Here is a 21,646-nt window from a genome sequence, read left to right on the forward strand (position 1 = left end):
GCGGGGGCGCTCTCGCAGAGAAGCCCCCGAATCATAGATCTTCAGGGGGCTTCCGCTAACGCGGAGCGCCCCCGCCACCCAACTCTAAATCAGCGGAACATTAGACAGGATCAAGCTCATGGAACGTCGACAATTTCTCAAACAATCTGGAGTATTGACTGGTGCTGCTCTGACCAGTTCGTCTCTGCTGGCATCACCTTCTCCGACGGCAATCAATATTCCCAAAGGAAAAGCAGAGCATTGCATATTTATCTGGCTGGGCGGTGGAATGGCGCAGATCGACACGTTCGATCCCAAACGCAAAGGCAATTCCAAAGCGTCTCCCAAAGTTTCCGGCTCGGAATATAATTCCATCGAGACAGCCGTCCCCGGGGTTGAGTTTTGCGAGCATTTGCATCGGACTGCGAAGCTCGCCGATCGCCTGACAGCGATGCGGACAATCAATCACCATCTGATTGACGAACACGCCTTCGGGACAAACTTCGTTCATACGGGGCGTGTCACAACGGGCAGTATTACATACCCTTCAATTGGATCGGTTGTTGGTCACTTGCGCGGCGCTGCAAACCCGGATGTTCCGCCTTACATGCTGATTGGCTATCCGAATGTCAGCCGTGGTCCTGGGTTCCTGGGGGCGAAGGCTGGATTTGTATATCTTGTCGATACTGAGAGTGGACCTTCCGGTTTTTCACGGCCCGAAGATGTCACTGCCCAACGTCTTGCTCGTCGTCAACAGTTACTCGAACCTTTAACTGATCGTGTTCCAGAGTCCTCGATTATTGCACAATATCGGGAGGCTCAATCCGAAGCGATGCGACTGGCTGGGCCCGATTTCATGCGTCACTTTCGGCTTCAGGAAGAATCCAGCGATTTACGCAACGCCTACGGCGGAGAGTTTGGACAACGCTGCCTGCTCGCTCGCAGACTTGTTCAGGCGGGCGTCCGTTTTATTGAAGTCTCACACAACCTGAACTTTATTAACGGCACAGGCTGGGACACCCACAACGAAGGCCAGCAAAACCAGCACGTGCTCATCCAAGAACTCGATATCGCTCTTTCAGCATTGATTACCGACCTTGAAAAGCAGGGGATCCTCGATAAAACACTGATTGCATTAGGCACCGAATTCGGACGACCAGCTGCATACGATGGTCGCGGTGGACGCGGACATCAGGGCACATGCTTCAGCTTATTACTGGCAGGTGGCGGATTGAATCATCACGGAGCCTACGGCGTGACCGATGAACTGAGCAAGAAAATCCTCGAAAATCCTGTCTCTGTTGCAGATTATCACGCCACTATTCACGCGGCGATGGGTATTGATCCCACTCAGGAACTCTATGCTGGCTCACGACCTGTGCCGATTACAGATCAGGGGAAACCTGTTGCTGCGTTGTTCGGGTGAGTCAGTTCATTTGTGAAAGTTTCACTTTGAACGCCTGATAATACTTGATCATAAAAATCAATAAGGGGTGGCGGGAGCGCTCTCGAAGAGAAGCCCCCGCCGCCCTTGTTTTCATGACTTATTACGAAAAACTTGAAATAAGAATATTGTTAGGCGTTTCCGGACTCCCTGAGCGTAATGCTCGCTGCTGGATTGTAAGTCTGTTGCGGATGAGGTTTCTGCACGATAGTTTGTAAATAGTGTGTGGGAAGTTTGCTTATTGAAATGAGTGATTGGAATGGATCATCCGGTCACTCCCCGAATAAGCAGCTTTACGTTCCGAAACATAGCATTCAGATATGCTCTATCGTGTCGCAAGCCATTTGAAGTCTTATACATGAGCAACAATTCCATATCTCGACGTTCGTTTTTGGCTATTCTTGGTTTGACCGCATTCGTCATGCAGATAGACGGATTACTTCTGGCGGAGCCTCAAGACGTTCTGGCAACCAAATCTGAACGAATAATGGCTTATGTCGGCACTTTCAGCTCTCCTCTGGGAGATGTCTTACCAACTCAAGTGGACCTTCCACCTGGAAATGGTCGTGGTATCCATTATTTCCAGGTGAATCACGATTCGGGAAAGATGACTACAGCTGGATTTTACGAAATGGGGACCAGTCCAAGCTGTCTCGTCGTGAATGCAGAGCATACGAGGCTCTATTCCAGTAACGAAACTGATCGTGTCGGAGAAGGCAGGGAAGGGACCGTCAGCGCATTTTCTATTGATAAAGCCGACGGACATTTGACTTTGCTCAATACGGTTTCATCTGGTGGTGATGGCCCAACTTATGTGAGTCTACATCCTTCGGGACGGTTCCTGTTTGTCGCTAACTATTTTGGCGGTTCGGTTGCGGTACTACCAATTCTGGCTGATGGCCGTTTAGGGAAGGCCACTGATATCAAGAATGATGCCGGCGAAATTGGTCCCACAAAGGCGACTCATGCACCTCCGGGAAGTTTTGCTTTCAGTGGGCATGACCGGACCCATGCACACATGATTCAGACAGATCCTGCCGGAAAATATGTCCTGCATGTCGATTTGGGACTCGATAAAATCTTTGTCTGGAAGTTCGATGATCAGGCAGGAACATTAGTACCTAATGATCCACCTTCGATTTCGTTACCCCCGGGCGATGGTCCACGTCACTTTCATTTTCATCCCAATGGCCGCTGGCTGTACTCAATCCAGGAAGAAGGCTCGACGGTCGTGCTTTTTGACTACGATGCCCAAAAGGGGACTCTATCTCCGCGTCAAACGATCTCTTCGCTGCCCGTCGGTTATGCCGGGAGTAATTTTTGTTCGGAAATACTGGTTTCATCCGATGGCAAATTTGTGTATGCAGGAAATCGGCTGCACGATAGCATCGGAATATTTTCAGTTGGAATAAACGGTGAACTTAAGCAAGTCGGAAACGAATGGACTCGAGGAAATTATCCCCGCAGTTTTAATTTCGATTTGACAGGCCGATTTCTCTACTGCTGCAATCAACGCGCCGATAATGTTACGGTTTTTAAAGTTGATCACAAATCAGGCGGTCTCGAATTCACCGGGTATTACACTCCGGTTGGTAATCCTTCGTGCATTGTTTTCGTTAATATTGGCGAACACGATTAGCGAGGAATGATATCATGAAAATCCCAGTTTTTTGTATGGCCTTGATCGTCCTGGAACTGAATCAACTCGACTTCGAGTGGCGTCTCCTGCACAGGTAAATAGATTCGGACAATCTGCGCCTGACCTTCAATCGGCAGATTAATGGGAATCGTTTGCCGTGTCTCAGATGCAGGCAATGTGAAAATAATGGACTGTCCCGTCTCAGGAAAGTTCTGTTGGTTTCTCGTCTTCCACTGTACTTTGCCTTCGCCGCCTGCGGTGTTGCGAACTGTGATGTTTAGTTTCAGCGGCCCACTTAACTTCACACTGGCAGTCCCGAGAAAAGGAAACCGACCTTCTCCTATAATTCGGATCGCTCCCTCGGCTTTAACAAGCTTGCAACTTCTGGGCACAAGTCCTGCAGTAACCTCAACCTCTTTTTTTACATGATAAGCTGGATTCGGCTTTGGGTAGAGTGCCCCGGTCTCTTTCACGAACTGGTCGATCAGGGCATCCAACTGCTTTACTTTGTCTGGCTTTTGCATCGCCAGATTATTCGACTCGCCGACATCTTCTTTGAGATTATATAGCTCCCGAATTGCAGGATAAATGGAGTGTGGTTCAAACCGTCTAATCAGTTTCCAGTCACCTTGACGGACTGAGACTGCAGGAATCAGGTGGGGAAACCATGTGAAATACGCCTCTCGTTTGAGGTTGTCTGTTTGTTCTAATACGGGAATCAGCGACTCTCCATCGACGATGTGAGACTCTGGCGTCTTCAGACCAGCGGCATCGAGAATTGTCGGGTACAAGTCAATCGGCCCGACGATTTCATCACTCGTGGTCCCTGGTTGGATGTGCCCTGGCCAGCGGACCATCAGAGGAACGCGTTGGCCACCTTCGTAAATACGTCCCTTGCCCTCACAGAGCGGAGCATTGTTCGTTGGAGGTTCCCCACCGGCCCATTTTCGCCAATTCTGAATCTCCTCAAACTGAGGATGCCCTTCCTTAATTTTGGTAAGCTTAGGATCGTCGTATGTGCGACTGTGGACGTTTCCGCCGTTGTCAGAATAGAAAATAAATAACGTGTTTTCAGTCAGACCGAGTTCATCCAGTCGATTCATCAATCGGCCAAGACTTTCATCGACGCTTTTGAGCATCGAGGCCATGATCGGATTACGCTGTTCGCCTCGTGGATCTTCCTTTTGGGCAAATTGTTTTGTGTACTCTTCCTTGTGCCCCCAGGGACCATGCACGCCATAGTGCCATAAGTTGAGAAAGAATGGCTTGTTCTGATTGTCTTCGACAAACTTGATCGCTTCATCGGTGAGTCGATCTGTGATGTATTCACCTTTGGGGCCGTCAGTAATTGTGCCGACATGATGACGTCCGGAGGGCTTGCCATCTTTATCCACCCCATAGGGTGAAAAGTAACTGGGAGGACCGGGGCTCGGTTGTGCGTGAAACGCCACGTCGAAGCCGTGCTTGTCAGGCCAGTGTTCCTGACTTAAACCCAAATGCCATTTTCCAAAGTGCCCTGTCTGATATCCGGCTTCTTTGAGAACTTCAGCTAAGGTGTCAATGTTGGGATCGAGATAGTTCTTGCTGTTGGCATACAGGAATTGTTTGTTGGGTGAAGCACTCGCCGGATAGGGATCAGCACCTTCAGGAGCAGCAGGTTGATGTCCACTTGCAGAAGTCACGCCGTGTCGGGATGAATATTGGCCACTTAAAATACAAGCCCGCGTTGGCGAGCAGAGCGGTATGGCATACGCATCAGTGAATCGCATGGATTGATGGGCCAACTCCTGCATATGCGGCGTTTCGTAATACTGCGATCCGTAAGGTGTGCTGTCCATCCACCCCATGTCATCCACCAGAAAGAGGATAATATTCGGCTGAGATTTCGGACTGTTTTCTGCAGCACAGAGTACCGATACAGGCAATTCTATTATCAATAGAGTGAGCGCGATTAATCTTATCATATTTCTACTTTCGATTAATAATGCATTCTTGCAGAAAGAGATTCTGCAGTTCATGTAAAATAGGGCTATCTCTTGTTTTTACCAGCAGGAACCGAAATCAATGGCCATTGCAGAACCTGCCCATCGGTTAATAATTGCTCTTTGAGATGGTCGTAATTCACATCCTGCACGGGAACATTCTCTTCTATCGCCAGACACGCCGCTGTCGCAGCTGACTGGCTGGTGACCATGAAAACAGGTTCCATCCGAATACTGGCAAATGCTGTATGACTTGCCGATAAGGCAAACGTCACGAACAGATTCTCGCACTCCTCCGCTTTGGGAACAATCGCTCCATAGCCAATCTTGTAGGGACCAAACCCACCCCGGCCGCCCGCGACTTTGCCTTCGCGAGTGACTACTCCGTCTTTAACGATACGTCGGATCTCGTGCACGTCGGTCCCATAGGAACCTAATCCGACCGAATGTGGTGCGATCATGCGTCCGAACGTGTGATTCTCGGTCAGCACAAGATCGCTGACCATGCGACGTCCCTCTCGGATGTAAAGTTGATGAGGCCAGCCATTCGTATCTGGGAATTCATCTTTGGGAAGACCAAAACGTTGCATGTCACTGCGGACTTTCTCCGGAACTCGGGGATCGGTTGCCAGGAAGTACAGAAGCCCACGATGATAATTTTCGATCTCCCGAGCGATTTCCACACGTCGCTCATAACTTGCTTCCGGCCATTCCCAGCTGGCTCCTGGGAGATTGCCACCAAAAGTTGCGGTGTTGAAATCCCATTTATTGTTTGGGAGGGGATCGTGTTTGCTGAACCAGCGCAGGTCCATGTCATCGCCGATGGCCTCACATGCTTCAATAAAGCGGACGACCAGTTCGTATTGTTTCGCATTGTAGTTGGGAGGCGGAGAGATCGGCAGTCGATCATCGGCTGTGCTGAGACAAAGTCGAAAGCAATAGGCCATCACTCCGGGGGCAGATTCCCCCTGTGTTCCCGGCTCACCCTCGTTGATGAGTGGTAACAGACCACTGGAGGGATCGCCTTTCATGATATACGGATCGAGTGGAAAGTCGCGATCCCACACACCCTGTCCGCCAGGGACTCGTCCATTGGAACCGGGCTTCAGATGATTGAGTCTGGGTTTGTATTTATCTGTGTAGTGGATACCATTGTATTTCTCTCCGTACTGATCGTTTCCTTCGCGTATTAATGTGTAACTCACATCAGCCGCAGCCATCAAGTCACCCTCATAGGTTGTATCGAGATACATCTTCGCTCGAATGGTTCGACCATCTTGCAAAGTTAGCTCCTCAATACGTGGGCCGCTTTTATTGATGGATTTGAGTTGTGCATTTTTTAAAACAGTAACACCTGCTTCTTGAACCATTTCCTCAAAAACTCGTTCAGCGACATGGGGCTCAATGGAATAGGCACCACCGGTAGCCGGGCCACCATGTCCCTGAAAGGCTTCTCCCCAGTTCAACTGTTTTCCATAACTGGCAACCAGCCTGGTGAAATACTCACGGGCAAGTCCACCCACGCTGCGGGGATCTCCGATATCAACGGCACTCAATCCGCCACTGGTCATTCCACCGAGATGCAATCCCGGCTCTATCAATACGACGCGTTTTCCCATGCGTGCTGCCTGGACCGCAGCAACCACACCGCCTGAGGTGCCACCATAAACACAGATATCGGCTTCTATAGATTTGTCTAACTGAGAAGTGCGATTCTCTTTCGGAGTTGCACCTCGGACCCAGGCTTCGTCAAAGCGAGCCACTGTGAGCAGTCCAGTTCGATAATTACTTTTTCCATCCGTACTGCCTCGTTCGTAGAAACAGAGGATTGTCCCATCGGGAAGAGCTGCCAGGTCGCTGTAGCCGCTGAAGCCTTTTTCCAGTGTCCGATTGACGGGCCATGTCTTTCCCTCATCGTAACTCAGTTTGATCGAAACATTTTTTCGATCCCGACTTTTGCCGAGAGTTTCCTTACCGTCTTGCCGAGTCAAGTTATCGGGATTAGAGAAAGCAAGAATTCCAGGTTCATTTTTCTGAGGTTCTCTAACTCGAACCAGTCCGCTCATGCAGATTGGTTCAACCAACGCGTTGTCAAATTTCGGCTCGGACCAGTTCGTTGCACCATCAGGACTGGTTGTGATGACACGTCGATGCTTTTTTGATTCCGTGCGCGAATTCAGCATCACACGACCGTCGTCCAATTGAACAATAGCGGTTTCGTTGGGATAGACAAACTCGGGAGTATCGGGCACTGCGATCTCACCGCGCTGCCATGTTTTGCCATGGTCATCACTGTAAATGGTTGCCGTCACCGAGGGACGATGAGCGTGTCCGCCAGTTCCCAGAGACAACCACACCGGAACGACCAGCCGACCGCGATGCGGCCCTCGTGTCAATTGAATGCCGTGAGCTGGTCCCGTCGCAAGCACCTTCCAGTCATATTCCGGGCGAAAGTCTTCAAAAGTCGATGTGATTTCGACTGGCTTACTCCACGACGCGCCATCGTCTTCGCTTCGCATGTAGAAACATCGCATATATTCCAGACAATAGAGGAAATGTACGGTTCCAGTTTCATGGTCTACAATTGCGACCGGGTTATTAACAGTGTTCTCACCCGGTTGATCAAGGTTTTGAGCAGCGGCGACCGGATTGATCGGCAAGTTGCCTTTCATATGGATAATCTGCTGACGAGGGGGCCAGGTTTTACCGCCATCGGTACTTCGACGCATCAGCACATCGATCTGTCCCCAGTCGCCCGAATCGCTCTTGCGAGCTTCACAGTACACCAGCACCGTTCCATTTTGGGTGACGACAATTCCAGGGATTCGATAGAGCTTGTAGCCTCCGTGACCGGCTTCAAACAGATCGATCTTCATCGGCTCGTTCACATCATCGGCAATGACATCATTTTGATGAAGACACATGTTCGCGATGATTATTGCGATGAGAATCAGCGAGCATCGCATAGCAGTATGGTGCATTATTTCTATCCTCGATTGAGCGTTATTGACGATAGTCTGAACGTTATTGCTGTGACTCTGCGACCTTCTGTGGCTTAGATTTCATAATTTGCCAGTAGGTGAAGCCCGTTGGTTGAATACCATAGCATAAGGAGAGAATGAAACTCATTCCATAGCCTAAAACCATTGCAGTACCAAATCCAATTGGCCAATACCAGATCGAGAACCAGTTTTGTGTATACATCAGAAACAGTGTCAAAATCGTTGCCAGCGAGACGCTGAATAGTACTGCTGCAGAACTTGCCCTGCGGGAAAAGAATGCGAGAACGAAAATCGCGAGCAGAGGCCCACCGAAGGCGGCAGTCAATTTTTTAGCGACGTCGAAAACATTTCCCAGTGGACCGACGAAACACGCAAGTGCGATTGATATCACCCCGATGATAATGACCAGAGTTCGAATCCAGCGAATTTCGTGCGTTTCGTTTTTTGGTCGAAGTTGAGGGAATAAGCGATCCCGGAAATCAACGATGATAGCCGTCGATACCGAGTGAACTCCCGAATCGATGCTGGACATGATGGCTGCCATCAGTGCAGCCAGGAAAAGTCCAGCGAGCCCAGGAGGAAAGTGCATTCTGACAAACTCCGGCAAGGCACGGTCAGCAATATGAGGATCGTTTTGCAGGATTTGTGTGAGTGTTCCATCGCCGAGTTGTTCCGGGAATTGTGTAAAGTAGGCATACAGGCCCACCCCAATGAGCAGCAAACCTGGCATGACGATCCACATACCAATCAGATTGACCAGTGCACCCCACTGAGAGGTTCGCTCGTTTCGTGCGGAAAGATATCGTTGTACCGCCACCTGATCGACTCCGAATGCGGACGCCGCTTCCAGAAAGATACCGATCAAAATCACCCAACTGCCATATGGTAATGTCATTGATGGTGTGAAATCGAAAATCAGGTTTTCTCTTCCCGAGAAATAGGTCTCAAAAATCTCCAGAGGACTTGAGTTGGACAAAAACACAATGAGTGTCAAAGTTGCTAAAATCGTGATGGCGAATACGAAGAACTGGATAACGTCAGTCCACATCACGGCTCGAAGTCCACCGACCATCGTGTAAGAGACCGAGACAATCCCCAGGCCGATGATCACGCCAGTCTGAGGGAGACCAGTGACACTGGCAACGACGACCGATGCGGCATATGTCGCCGAGGCCATCCAGCCAATTCGCAGCAAAATAAACAATCCACTGGCCAGTGTTCGCACGGCGACATCAAAGCGTAATTCCAGGTACTCGTAAGCGGTTTCCAACTTGAGACGAGAATACACTGGAATGAAAATCCAGATGACGACCGGAGTCATCAGGGCGAAGGAGATCAGCGATAATCCAATGCGCAGGCTGTCTCCAAAGGCTGCTGAGGGATAGAAGACAAAGCTGTTTGATGAGAACAGCGTGGCCATCACACTTAAGCCGACGGGGAGCCAGCCCATGGTTCGTCTGGCGACGAAGAATTCCTCTCGCGACTGATTGCGTCCAAAAAACATCCCCATTGCAAGCATGGAAGCGAGATAGATAAAGACAGCAGCAAAATCGAGAGGATGCATGGGGTTGCCCGCGTTCTTGGAGGTAAAAAAATCTAGTTATAGATTTTTGGCGATGAGAGGAGCCAGTGTCGAGTCTGTGAGGAGAATAATCCCTGGCATTCTGAAATTACTGCAAATGCAAATAGAATGATGAACGGCAGTGTCTGTTGTCGAAAATTGGCCGCCACTTGTAAATTGGCTGCACAAAGCAAAGACTGAAGGATCAGGGGAATGCGTTTGTCATACTCGAGCATCATAAAGTCAGCAGTGAAATAGAACGATCGAATTGGAAACAATCTATGAAATTTGCAGAGATGACATCTCCTCAACTGGCTGAGGTGGAGCGTGGTGAAACATTGGTCATAATTCCAATCGCTGCCGTTGAACAACACGGTCCACATTTACCGACAGGGACAGATACCATCATCTGTACTGCGATTGCAGAATTACTTGAGGAGCGTTTATCAGATAGCGTTCTGCTCGCTCCTACGCTCTGGCTGGGAGCCAGTGCACATCACTTGCGTCTTGGGGCCACACTTGATTCTTGTCTGACGAATTACATGGAGTTGCTGCAGGACATCGCTCGATCAGTTTTACAGGATGGATTCCGCAGAGTACTGTTTCTTAACGGACATGGGGGCAATATTGATCCACTCAAAGTCGCATTGCGTCAACTTCAGTTAGAGTTTCCAGAAGCATTGCTTGCAGGTGGTTCTTACTGGGCAAGTGCTTCAGACCTGATCGACGAAACGCTGACAGGAGATCATAAGTTCGTCGGCCACGCCTGTGAATTTGAGACATCATTGATCATGTACTTGCATCCCGAACTGGTTCAGCAGGATATCATTGCCAATGCGGGAGCACTTATTCCTGATGAGATAGACGGACTATTCGTCTCGCGAGATATGAAGCAGCGAACACGACAGGGATGCACGGGGCGACCGGATCTGGCGACAGTTGAAAAAGGTAAAGTGCTGATGGAAGGAATCGTAAAAAGACTGGAGTCGACCGTTCAAAAACTTCTCCAACAGAAACTGGGGACGTCGTACGACGAGTTCTGTTAATGAGAGTCCAATGATTAACGCATTTTCCAATGGTAACTGCAGTCGCATGGACACCAAATGTCCTAAATCGCTGTGTGTGCTCCTTCTGAACGCTGCAGGTGATTTTTGAATATGCTCTGGTAACTGAACTATTACAAAATTCCAATTTTGAAAATGAACCACAGATGGGCACGGATCCGCACAGATAAAAATATCGCATTCTGGTCGACACAGCGGATCATGTCACTTCACCTGAAGAACTCCGATTAGGATTGATCATGTCAGACAGTATTTGACATACGAAGTTGATTCACCTGAAATCTATTGGACAAGAAACGCGGACAGCGCCTGAGCATCGAACTTGTCGCTATTGCGGATCGGCGAGCTGAGTAAACTATTCGTAACTGGCAGTTGCTTCGACGACCATTTCAGGCTTTTTCCATTGTTCGAGTAATGCGAGGATCCCTATGGGATCGCTGGACAAGATCCGTTTCCGTGCGAGGGCGGTTCGGTTTTGATTGACGATGCATAAAGTGATAGACTGTTTATGAAGGTCGAAGGCGATACAATTCATCGTGATGTCTTTCTTTGTGGAAACGAATACAAATTATGTTGACCACGCACTAGAGAATATCACAGTCGGCTCAGCCTTCTCAGCGTTTCAACCTGTAAGAGATGAGTTCGAACGGAATTCTGGTTTTCAAGTGTAGAATAGTATCGTCAAATATTGAATCATAATTCATCAGAGAAAGCCTTTGCCTGTGAGTATTGACACCGATGAATATGCCGCCGAAAAGCGAGCCGTTGAAAAGATTCGGGATGGGCGTGACCGAATCCTCCTTGAACTTTCCAAAGCCGTGATTGGTCAAAAGGATGTCATTGAGCAACTCCTGCTCTGTCTGTTCGCGGGGGGGCATTGTCTGATCACAGGAGCACCGGGGCTGGCCAAAACACTGCTGGTCAATTCGATTGCACAGGTATTTGATCTCGAATTTCGCCGCATCCAGTTCACGCCCGATTTGATGCCCGCTGATATCACCGGGACAGAAATTCTCGAAGAATCCGACGATGGCAAACGGAAGCTGCAGTTTGCCAGAGGGCCAATATTTGCCAATGTGATTCTTGCCGATGAGATTAATCGAACGCCTCCCAAAACACAGGCTGCTTTATTGGAAGCGATGCAGGAACATCAGGTGACTGCAGCCGGGGTTCGGTATCAGCTGGAAGAACCCTTTTTCGTTCTGGCCACGCAAAACCCAATCGAGATGGAGGGAACTTATCCGCTTCCCGAAGCTCAACTCGATCGTTTCATGTTCAATATCTGGATTGACTATCTCCCGGAAGATGATGAAGTTGCGGTTGTGAATCAAACAACGTCCCGCCGCAATGAGCCGATTGAAGCACTGTTCACAGGGGAAGATGTTTTACAATTTCACAATGTGGTACGCAGCGTGCCCATCGCCGAAGATCTGGTTCGCTATGCTGTTCGTCTGGCAGATGCCTCTCGTCCGGGGCGAGCCAGGACGCCGCAGTTCATTAACGATTGGGTCACGTGGGGAGCGGGATTGCGAGCTGCTCAGTATCTCGTTTTGGGAGCCAAGGCGAGAGCAATATTGAACGATCGTACGCATGTGACGGCGAGCGATATTAAAGCACTAGCTCATGTGACGATGCGGCACCGAATATTAATTGGATATCGAGCAGAAGCGGAAGGGGTGACTGTCGAGAAAGTGATTGATCGACTCTTGGAAACGATTCCAGTACCGGGGACCGAATGACCGGCACACCGATCCCATCATCGAATGATTCAGGATCCTTGGGCGGAGGATCTCGCGCTAAGCCTGCGTTGATTGACCCGGGTTCGCTGATGCGGATAAAAAATCTAGAACTGCGCGCCAGATCGATCGTGGAAGGGTTTCTCACCGGATTACATCGGTCACCTTATCATGGCTTTTCTGTGGAATTCACCGAGTACCGACAATATTCACCGGGAGACGACACACGCTTTCTCGACTGGAAACTCTTTGCCCGCTCCGACCGCTATTTTATCAAATGTTTTGAGGACGAAACGAATCTCCGGTGTCATCTGCTGGTTGATTTGAGTCGTTCGATGAGTTACGGAACGGTTGGATACAAAAAAGCGGAATACGCAAAAACCATTGCGGCCACCATTGCCTACTTCCTGTCGCTCCAGCGAGATGCGGTCGGCTTATTGACTTTTGATGAGTCGATCGTCGATCACATTCCTGCACGCTTTCGACCGGGGCACATTCACCGTCTGATGATGAGTCTGGAACGGACTCCGACAGGAACCGCAACCGATATCGAAAAACCACTGGAACAAATCGCCGCAACAGTGGCGAAGCGGGGCATGGTCGTGCTCATATCCGATTTGCTGACACCCGTGAATACCCTCGAAAAGCAACTCGGCTACCTCTGCGCACGCGGACATGAAGTGGTTCTGCTGCGTGTTCTCGATCCGACAGAAATCGATTTCAACTTCGAAAAGCCTGCCATGTTTCACGATATCGAATCGGGACGGGATCTGTTTATTGATCCTGAATCTGCACGGGAAAGCTACCTCGAGAAGTTTCGCGAACATGCCGGGGCTCTTCAAATACTATGCAGCAAGCTCGGAATCAGTTTGCATCAACTCCCGATTAATCGTCCGTTGGAATTGATGCTGTTCGATCTGTTGAGCGACCGCCTGAACCGAAACCGACATTCCGTGCGACAACGCTCGCCAATGGGGGGGAGCGGAACGTGAGTTTTCTATTCGGCTCATTTCTATTAGGGACGGCTGCCATCCTGGCTCCGATTCTGTTTCATTTGATCAAGCGGACACCCAAAGATCATTATGAGTTCAGTTCGCTGATGTTTCTTAAGCCAACGCCACCTCAGTTGACACGCCGTAGTCGATTGGATCAGTGGTTACTTCTGGCAATTCGCTCTCTGGCGATTCTGCTCCTTGCGATTGCATTTATGCGTCCCTATTTTCGGGCTCAAGCCGATCTATCACTGGCCGACGCACCGACTCGGCATATTGCAATTCTCATTGACCGTAGCGCCAGCATGCAACGCGGCGAACTCTGGGAGAAAGCAATTCAGGATGCGAAATGGGTGGTTTCTAATCTTGAGCCAACGGATGAAGTCTCGCTCTTTGCGTTTGAGGAGAAACTCGAAACTCTGGTCGGTCCAGACTATTCAACCGGAGTTGATCGGCAGCAGCGTCGTCAACTGATATTGGATCAATTGGACAATCTAACACCCTTGTGGGGGGCGACTGAACTGGGGTCGTCTTTGTTGAATGTCGCCGAACGACTGGTCGAGCATGACGATCTCAGTCAGGCCCATGCCGCTCTGCAAATCGTGTTGATTGCTGATTTACAGACCAGTTCAAAGTTGGACGAGTTGCAGTCAAATCAGTGGCCGGAGGCTGTGCGACTTGATTTGAGAATTATCACCCCCTCAGAAGAGTCAAATGCTCGATTGCGTCTGCTTCAATCGTCAGATGATGAGACTGGTGACAAACCGATTCCTCGCGTGCGGGTCAGTAATGCTTCGGGTTCTATAATAGAGCAGTTTGAAGTCAACTGGAGCGATGAACTGGGCCAACAATCGAAATCAGTTCCATTTTATGTGCCTGCAGGGGAAAGTCTTGTCCTTGAAGTTCCGTATGATCAATCCAAGTTAACTCCTGATCGACTCCTGTTGAGCGGCGATGATGCTGGAATGGAATTCGACAATCTATTTTATGTGGTCCCGCCGACCCAGGAGCAGATCAAGATTGCCTATTTCGGATCGGATGCCGATGATGATCCAGCCGGCATGCGTTTCTACTTGAGTCGGGCATTCAGTGAAACAGTCGCTCGAAAAGTAGACGTTGAAACGGTTGCACCAGATGCGGTTCTGAATTGGGAATTCGATCAGCTTCCTCGACTTGTGGTGATTTCAGAATCAATCTCTCAATCTCATCAAACTGCGGTAGACAATTATCTGAAACGTGGTGGTCACGTTCTTGTGGTGTTGACGAGCGAACAAATGGTGAAAGATCTCGGAACCTGGCTTGGGAATGTCCAACTGGAGTCGTCTGCTTTGGAATCCGCATCCGAAAATGATTCGTATGTTATGCTCGGAGAGATTGACTTCCGGCATCCGCTCTTCGTTCCGTTTTCAGGCTCCCGCTACAATGATTTTACAAAAATACAATTTTGGAAGCATCGCAAAGTCAAGCTTCAGGAGGTCGAGAACGCGACCGTCATCGCACGCTACGAGGACCAGGCACCTGCCTTGTGGTCTTTGAATCGAGGCCCAGGAGTATTGTATACACTCAGTTCCAGCTGGAATCGAGAGGATAGTCAACTGGCTCGTTCGACGAAGTTTGTGCCATTGCTTTCCCGCTGGCTGGAACTGGCTGCAGGTAACCGAATGGCAGCTGATTCATATGTTGTCAACCAACCCGTCCCATTGCCGGAAGGTGGGGAAACGCGAACAGTTCAAATGCCGGACGGTACCGAACTCCAGTTGAGCGATGATAATAAAGTCTTTGAGCAGACAACTCAGCCGGGGATTTATTCATTGATTGTGGATGGGAATGATAAATCATTCGCCGTCAATCTGGCAGATTCTGAAAGTGAAATCAAATCTCTGGAACTTGAGCAACTTGAGCAGCTGGGAATTCCGATTGGAACTTCGCTCACACAGGCCGAACAACTCGAACGGATGCGGCAACTCCGCGATTTTGAACTTGAAAATGAGCAAAAACTCTGGAAGTGGCTGATTGTTGCAGTTCTTGCACTATTGGGAATCGAAACACTCATGGCTGCGAGACGAACTCGTCCCTCAATTTCCTTACAGGAATCACGCGAATGATCAATCGCGAACTCAAGCATCAACTCGACCGCGTAGACAAGCGTCTGCGAATGTATCGTTTCTGGAGTGGGCTTGGAATCGTCCTGATCTCAACTGCTGTTTTGACTGGGCTGATTTATGCATACCAGCGCGGGACGGGCAACACGATCGAAGGAGGACTGCAACTCACATTGAGTGTCGCTTTGCTGGGATCTTTTTTCGTCATCGTGGCCAGCTTTTTTACAAGACGCGAACAGCATCGTCTGGCTCAACAGATAGAGTCTCGCTATCCGCAACTCGATTCTGTATTAGTCACTGCACTTGACCAGCAGCCTGACAAATCAACTGGGCACTGGGGATATCTTCAACAATCCGTCGTTGATAAAGCCGTGCATCATGCACTCGTTCATGACTGGCGATCACTAGTCTCTTCAAAACAGATGGGTTTCGCACGCTTTTCCGCATTCGCCGGAATTGTGTTTCTGGTTTTGGGGTCACTCGGGCTCAACTCACTTCCCGCAAACCGGATACCAGAAAAATCGACTCCAGAAAAATTGTTCGACAATGTGGAAATTGGCTATACGGCATACGACGTCATCATTGAACCGGGTGATACCGAAGTGGAGCAGGGGACAAGTCTACTCGTACTGGCACGATTTGCTGATCGGCTACCTCCAGAAGCGACACTGATTTACAAAACTGATGGTGGAGTGGAGCATGCGGTTCCCATGTCGCGATCTTTAGATGATCCTCTTTTTGGAGGTCGGATCGCATCCGTAGAAAGTCCACTGAACTATCGAGTAGAAATTGGCAGTCAGAGGACCAGTGGCTATCGAGTCGACGTATTCACTTACCCAATGCTGGTTCAGACGGACGCCCGACTTCTCTTCCCGATATATACCAATCAGGAGGAAAAGCTGGTTCAGGATGTGCGACGTGTTTCGGCAGTGGAAGGCACAAAATTGACGCTGATGTGTCGCGTGAATAAAGCTCTCGCGACGGCGCAGTTTGTTGAAGTCATCGAGAATCAGGAGGAAACGATCTCTTTGAATCCAAGTGATACCGACACTTTAATCTACGAGACCTCTTTTGTTGTCAATCGTTCGCGTGAACTGGAACTTTATTTGACGGATGAGAACGGACGCACGAACAGGCATCCCCCTAAGTTTCGCATCACGATGATTGAAAATCTCCCTCCGGATATCAAACTGGCAAAACCGACTCGGGATATCGAAGTCTCACCCATCGAAGAAGTTGAGTTGGCTGCTTCGGCCTGGGACGACTTCGGACTCCAGCAGGTGGGGGTGAGCTATTCAATTCCCGGAAGAATCGAACAAGAAATTTCCATTGGCGATACTTTCCCAGCTAAAGAACGCATCGAAGTTGAACATCTGCTGGCTTTTGAGGAATTGGATGCCTCGTCCGATGAGTTACTCACCTGGTATTTCTGGGCGGAAGATATTGGTCCCGATGGGGAGGTCCGCCGTGTTTCCAGTGATCTGTTTTTTGCCGAGGTCCGTCCCTTCGAGGAGATTTTCCGTCAGGGGCAACAACCTGAGGGAAATTCTCAACAGCAAAAACAGCAGAGTGGTCAGAATGCGGAGCAAGCCGAGGAATTAGCAGAACTTCAGAAACAAATCATCAATGCGACCTGGAAAATTATTCGACGCGAAACCAGAAATGAACCGTCCGCAGAATTCAAATCAGACATGCAGTTGATTACGGAATCTCAGCAGTCGGCTCTGACACAGGTGTTGGAACTCGAACAGAATTTGGAGGATTCTGAATCGCTCGCTCATGTAGAACGTGTGAAACAGGAAATGCAGAAGGCGATCCAATCTCTGGAATCAGCAGGAAGTGGATCGTCAATTAGTCAGCTTCAACCGGCACTTGATCATGAACAGGCCGCTTATCAAGCATTGCTTCGTTTGCGAGCCAGAGAACACGAAGTTGTACAGTCCAGTCAGTCTCAGCAGTCAGGTCAGTCACAACAATCAAAAAACAGTCGATCTCAACAGCAGTTGAATCAGCTGCAACTCCGCGAAGATGAAAATCGATATGCACAACAGGAGCAGGCACAAACCGAACAGGAACAGCAAGCCAGTGAAGATCGTCAGGTATTGAATCGATTGAAGGAACTGGCCGAGCGTCAGGGAGATCTTAATGAACAAATTAAGGAAGTACAGGCAGCCCTGGAAGAGGCGGAGACAGAAGAAGAACGAGCGGAAGCAGAGCGTCAATTAAAACGATTACGAGAAGAGCAGGAAGAACTTCTTCGCGATACCGATGAATTGCAGGAGCGAATGGAGCAGCCTCAGAACCAGGAACGAATGGCCGAGGCTCAGCAGCAACTTGATGAGGCTCGTGAAAACATTCGCCAGTCCGCGGAATCTCTTCAGCAGGAAATGCTGACGCAGGCTGCGAATCAGGGAACGAGGGCTCAACGGGGATTGGATGATCTTAAGGAAGAATTTCAAAAGCGAACCGCAGGGGAATTCGAGGAACAGCTTCGCGAAATCCAGGAACAGGCGCAGAAGTTGGTTGAAGAGGAAAACAAACTGGCAGAACAGCTTGAGGATCTTCGTTCAGGTGACGACCCTGCCAGCAATTCGCTACGAGACTCGGGTGATCAACAGGCAAGCGAGCAACAATTGCTCAAGCAGAAAGAGCGACTCAAGAACCTGCTCGATAAAATGCGTGAAACGATTGAACAGGCCGAAGAATCTCAGCCACTTCTGGCCGAAGAGCTTTACGAAACAATTCGCGATACCCGCAAAGCCGACCCGGAAAAAGCACTGGAAGCGACGGATCTGTCGCTCCAGCGAGGTCTTCTCGATTATGCTATCGAACAGGAAGAACTGGCGAGAGAAAGTATGCAGGGACTGGCCGAAGGAATTGACAAGGCAGCCGAGAAAGTGCTCGGTGATGAGGTTGAGTCTCTGCGTCGTGCTTTGTCTGAACTTGATCAATTGAATAAAGATCTCGATGGCGAATTAGCTCGTGCTGAAGGGCGTGAGTCTGATGAGCAAGTCGGACATACTTCCGCTGGAGAAGCCCGTGAAGTCAGCGAAAATGAGAAGAAAAATGAAGAGGCCGAATCTCCCACAGGTCAAGGCACCTCTAAAGAGCAGCCGAATGAACAAGATTCAAAGATGCAGCAATCCGGGCAGCAAGGCAAGCCTTCCGCTCAGCCTGGAAAGCCCGGCCAGGAGTCTGCTCAAGAGTCTGAGCAGCCGGGGCAAACACCCGGCCAACAGAAAACTCCTGGTCAGAACAACAGCCCTGGGCAGCCAGGCCAGTCGCAGCAGAACCAACCTTCCGGACAGCAGCAGAACAGTCCAGGTAATAGACAATCAGAAGGTGATTCAAAGACGTTGAATTTTGGTCCAGGGGGAATTGAACAATTTCTTAATAATGGTGGAAATGCTCCCGCGTCTCCATTTTCTGGGGATAACTTCGTCGAATGGTCGGATCGCCTTCGCGATGTTGAAGAAATTGTCGATGATACTAATCTCCAGGCCGAGGCGGCTCGTATTCGTGATGAGGCCCGCGAAATTCGCAAAGAAATTCTCAATTCTTCCACACCCCCACAGTGGGATCTCATCAAGCAAAAAATTGCTCAACCGCTCACCGAACTGCAAAATCGTGTTGCGGAGGAACTGCTGAAACGTACCGCCGAGGATGCCCGCGTACCCATTGATAAAGATCCAGTACCAGCCGAATATGAAGACGAAGTTCGTCGCTATTACCAACGTTTAGGGAGCGGCGAATGAGTGACTGGATTCGTGAACAGTTTTTGATTGAATTCCCGAATATGTGGGGGGCTCCTGATTGGGCTGTCCCAGCTTTTATTGCAGGCGGTTTGCTGTTTCTGCTGATTTTGTATTCTTACCGGGTCATCAAGGCTCCGTTGTGGCTCAAGTCTTGCTGCGGCCTCCTGAAAACCTTTGCGATTCTTCTGCTTATTGCCACTCTCGTCGAGCCGATGAGGAGTGATTTGAAACCGACGCCGGGAGTAAACGTCTTCGTCATTCTCGCGGATCAGTCTCAAAGTTTACAACTGACCGATCCGGGGCAATCTTCAAGTCGAGCCGATACTCTTAAAGCCACATTAAATCGTGAGCAAGCCTGGCAGGTTCGTCTGGGGCAGGATTTCGAAGTTCGTCGATATCAGTTTGATTCTCAACTTTCTGGGGTGAGCGACTTCGACGAATACACAGCTCAGGGCGAAGGTTCATCAATAGTGTCTTCACTGAATACGATTGCAGACCGGTTTCGCGATCGTCCGACTGCCGGGATGCTCCTGTTTACTGATGGCAACGCGACCGATCTCGCTGCAGCTGATCTCTCTGGGACAGAAATAGACTGGAGCCAGTTTCCTTCTGTTTATCCCGTAGTCCTGGGTAAGGAGGAATCGGGGAAGGATATCAGTGTGCGACGTGTCACCGCCAGTCAGACAAACTTTGAAGCCGCCCCTGTCACGATAATGGCTGAAGTCAGTGCTTCAGGGATCATTGGCGAGTCAGTCGTTATTGAATTACTCGATGAAAAGTCCGATGTTCTGCAAACTGAGATCATCAACGATGTCCAGAATGATCAGACATTTGCGGTTCGATTTCAAGTGAAACCGGAACAAAGGGGTGTGTTATCTTATCAGGTTCGTGCATTCAGAGATGCCGAACAGGGAGTCTTCGAAAAGCCGGAAAAGAGTACCGAAGCGACGCTACTCAACAACACGCGATTAGTGATGGTTAATCGAGGTCGAGGGCCCTATAAAATCCTCTATGTATCAGGTCGCCCGAATTGGGAATTCAAATTCTTGAATCGTGCCCTGGCTGGCGATGATGAAATTATCATTCATGCACTGATTCGCATCGCAAAACGGGAACCGAAATTTCAGTTTCGAGAAAAAGACTCGAATGCAAATCGGATTTTCACAAACACCGATGACGAAAAAAAAGAACAGGTCGAACGTTACGATGAACCTGTATTATTGCGGGTCGGGAAAATGAATCCGGGAGAGCTCTCGGGTGGTTTTCCGAAAACACGAGAGGAATTGTTTAACTACCACGCGGTCATCCTTGACGATCTTGAAGCGGAGTTTTTTACTCAGGATCAGAAATCACTGTTGCAAGACTTCGTGAGTCAACGCGGCGGCGGGTTCATGATGCTGGGCGGGATGGAATCATTTGTCGATGGCGAATATCATCGTACCCCTATTGGTGAAATGCTGCCAGTCTACTTAAGTGGAGTGAGGCAGTCATCTGGATATGATGCATACAGACTCGAGTTGACTCGTGAGGGAAAACTCGAACCCTGGATTCGCGTCCGTTCGACTGAACAGGAAGAGCGTCTTCGTCTTTCTGAAATGCCATTGCTGCAAACACTCAATCCGGTTGGTGCTCTCAAGCCCGCTGCCAGCTTACTGACGATCATTCGCAATTCAAAAAGCGAAACTGCTCCGGCACTCGTGACGCAACGTTACGGGAAGGGGCGCACATGTGCGTTAATGATTGGGGATTTATGGCGTTGGAAACTGCACCAAAATGCACCAGACAATGAAGACCTTGAAAAAGTCTGGCGACAAACGGCTCGTTGGTTGGTTGGTGAAGTTCCTCAGCGCGTTCTGGTGGATTCCACTCGAAAACTGGATAATCCCATTCATCCGATCGAAATTTCAATCGATGTGAATGACGAAAACTACAGGCCGCTCGATAATGCTGACGTCAAAATTGAAATCACTCCACCTGATGGAGAAGTGGTCAAATTGGTTGCTTCTCCCAATGAAGCATTTTCAGGGAAATATACTTCAAATTATGTTTCACGGGCTACTGGGATTTATCGTGCAAAAGTTATGACCTCGAATCCAGATGGAAGTGAAATCAGTCAATCGGAAACTGGCTGGATTTCAGAACCGGCTACCGATGAATTTCTTACACTGAAACCGAATCTTGAATTTCTGGAAACGATCGCTGAGAAAACTGGTGGAGAGATCATAAAAATAGACGCACTCGAAAAATTTGTGAGAACTCTGCCCGATCGAGAAATCCCCGTTGTCGAACCGGAAATACATTCAATCTGGCATAAGTGGAGTGTCTTTCTACTGGCAGTTGGACTGCTCGCTTCGGAATGGGGTCTACGACGATGGAAGGGGTTGGCGTGA

The 21,646-nt window shown here is 49.4% G+C and carries 12 protein-coding genes; 8 read left to right on the forward strand and 4 right to left on the reverse strand.

Going from position 1 to position 21,646, the window contains the following annotated elements; all coding sequences use genetic code 11:
* The first annotated feature begins 118 nt into the window (after positions 1 to 118).
* Entirely contained in the window at positions 119 to 1,405 is a 1,287-nt protein-coding gene (locus Pan54_RS05625) for a DUF1501 domain-containing protein (RefSeq protein WP_146502579.1), read from the forward strand.
* Positions 1,406 to 1,781: 376 nt separating this feature from the next.
* Positions 1,782 to 3,062 (forward strand): lactonase family protein, encoded by a 1,281-nt coding sequence (locus Pan54_RS05630; RefSeq protein WP_146502580.1) that lies wholly within the window; start codon positions 1,782 to 1,784, stop codon positions 3,060 to 3,062.
* Here the strand turns inward: Pan54_RS05630 and Pan54_RS05635 are convergent.
* From Pan54_RS05635 to Pan54_RS05645, 3 genes are all read right to left on the reverse strand, one after another.
* Positions 3,059 to 4,987: a sulfatase gene (locus tag Pan54_RS05635; protein WP_242631227.1), complete on the reverse strand. Its 1,929-nt coding sequence runs from the start codon at positions 4,985 to 4,987 to the stop codon at positions 3,059 to 3,061. The two genes, Pan54_RS05630 and Pan54_RS05635, sit on opposite strands and share 4 nt — an antisense overlap.
* 104 nt (positions 4,988 to 5,091) lie before the next feature.
* Entirely contained in the window at positions 5,092 to 8,025 is a 2,934-nt protein-coding gene (locus Pan54_RS26035) for an FAD-dependent oxidoreductase (RefSeq protein WP_207310049.1), read from the reverse strand.
* A 43-nt stretch (positions 8,026 to 8,068) separates the two neighbouring features.
* Complete coding sequence (locus Pan54_RS05645) at positions 8,069 to 9,610, reverse strand: sodium:solute symporter family transporter (protein WP_146502582.1); 1,542 nt, start codon at positions 9,608 to 9,610, stop codon at positions 8,069 to 8,071.
* Positions 9,611 to 9,888: 278 nt separating this feature from the next.
* On the opposite strand from Pan54_RS05645, the gene Pan54_RS05650 reads away from it, so the two are divergent.
* Positions 9,889 to 10,653 (forward strand): creatininase family protein, encoded by a 765-nt coding sequence (locus Pan54_RS05650; RefSeq protein ID WP_146502583.1) that lies wholly within the window; start codon positions 9,889 to 9,891, stop codon positions 10,651 to 10,653.
* Between the two features lie 373 nt (positions 10,654 to 11,026).
* On the opposite strand, the gene Pan54_RS05655 is transcribed toward Pan54_RS05650, so the two are convergent.
* Positions 11,027 to 11,206, reverse strand: a complete 180-nt coding sequence (locus tag Pan54_RS05655) for an IS110 family transposase (protein ID WP_146502584.1) — start codon at positions 11,204 to 11,206, stop codon at positions 11,027 to 11,029.
* A gap of 187 nt (positions 11,207 to 11,393) precedes the next feature.
* Between Pan54_RS05655 and Pan54_RS05660 the strand changes: the two genes are divergently transcribed.
* Genes Pan54_RS05660 through Pan54_RS05680 form a run of 5 tightly spaced genes read left to right on the forward strand, consistent with a single transcriptional unit; the run spans position 11,394 to position 21,646 of the window.
* Positions 11,394 to 12,410, forward strand: a complete 1,017-nt coding sequence (locus tag Pan54_RS05660; protein ID WP_146502585.1) for an AAA family ATPase — start codon at positions 11,394 to 11,396, stop codon at positions 12,408 to 12,410.
* Positions 12,407 to 13,399, forward strand: a complete 993-nt coding sequence (locus tag Pan54_RS05665) for a DUF58 domain-containing protein (protein WP_146502586.1) — start codon at positions 12,407 to 12,409, stop codon at positions 13,397 to 13,399. The genes Pan54_RS05660 and Pan54_RS05665 overlap by 4 nt, the downstream gene beginning before the upstream one ends.
* Complete coding sequence (locus Pan54_RS05670) at positions 13,396 to 15,504, forward strand: BatA domain-containing protein (RefSeq protein ID WP_146502587.1); 2,109 nt, start codon at positions 13,396 to 13,398, stop codon at positions 15,502 to 15,504. Before Pan54_RS05665 ends, Pan54_RS05670 begins: the two co-directional genes overlap by 4 nt.
* Positions 15,501 to 19,256, forward strand: coding sequence for a hypothetical protein (locus Pan54_RS05675; RefSeq protein WP_146502588.1), 3,756 nt, complete (start codon positions 15,501 to 15,503; stop codon positions 19,254 to 19,256). The genes Pan54_RS05670 and Pan54_RS05675 overlap by 4 nt, the downstream gene beginning before the upstream one ends.
* Positions 19,253 to 21,646, forward strand: a complete 2,394-nt coding sequence (locus Pan54_RS05680) for a glutamine amidotransferase (RefSeq protein ID WP_146502589.1) — start codon at positions 19,253 to 19,255, stop codon at positions 21,644 to 21,646. Before Pan54_RS05675 ends, Pan54_RS05680 begins: the two co-directional genes overlap by 4 nt.

It is taken from the genome of Rubinisphaera italica (assembly GCF_007859715.1).
Lineage (GTDB): Bacteria > Planctomycetota > Planctomycetia > Planctomycetales > Planctomycetaceae > Rubinisphaera > Rubinisphaera italica.

What these genes read in the sequence shown, in the direction of transcription:
- Pan54_RS26035 (WP_207310049.1), bottom strand. Translation starts at nt 8,025, where the DNA reads ATGCACCATACTGCTATGCGATGCTCGCTGATTCTCATCGCAATAATC.
- Pan54_RS05625 (WP_146502579.1), top strand. Translation starts at nt 119, where the DNA reads ATGGAACGTCGACAATTTCTCAAACAATCTGGAGTATTGACTGGTGCT.
- Pan54_RS05630 (WP_146502580.1), top strand. Translation starts at nt 1,782, where the DNA reads ATGAGCAACAATTCCATATCTCGACGTTCGTTTTTGGCTATTCTTGGT.
- Pan54_RS05650 (WP_146502583.1), top strand. Translation starts at nt 9,889, where the DNA reads ATGAAATTTGCAGAGATGACATCTCCTCAACTGGCTGAGGTGGAGCGT.
- Pan54_RS05680 (WP_146502589.1), top strand. Translation starts at nt 19,253, where the DNA reads ATGAGTGACTGGATTCGTGAACAGTTTTTGATTGAATTCCCGAATATG.
- Pan54_RS05645 (WP_146502582.1), bottom strand. Translation starts at nt 9,610, where the DNA reads ATGCATCCTCTCGATTTTGCTGCTGTCTTTATCTATCTCGCTTCCATG.
- Pan54_RS05665 (WP_146502586.1), top strand. Translation starts at nt 12,407, where the DNA reads ATGACCGGCACACCGATCCCATCATCGAATGATTCAGGATCCTTGGGC.
- Pan54_RS05675 (WP_146502588.1), top strand. Translation starts at nt 15,501, where the DNA reads ATGATCAATCGCGAACTCAAGCATCAACTCGACCGCGTAGACAAGCGT.
- Pan54_RS05655 (WP_146502584.1), bottom strand. Translation starts at nt 11,206, where the DNA reads ATGAATTGTATCGCCTTCGACCTTCATAAACAGTCTATCACTTTATGC.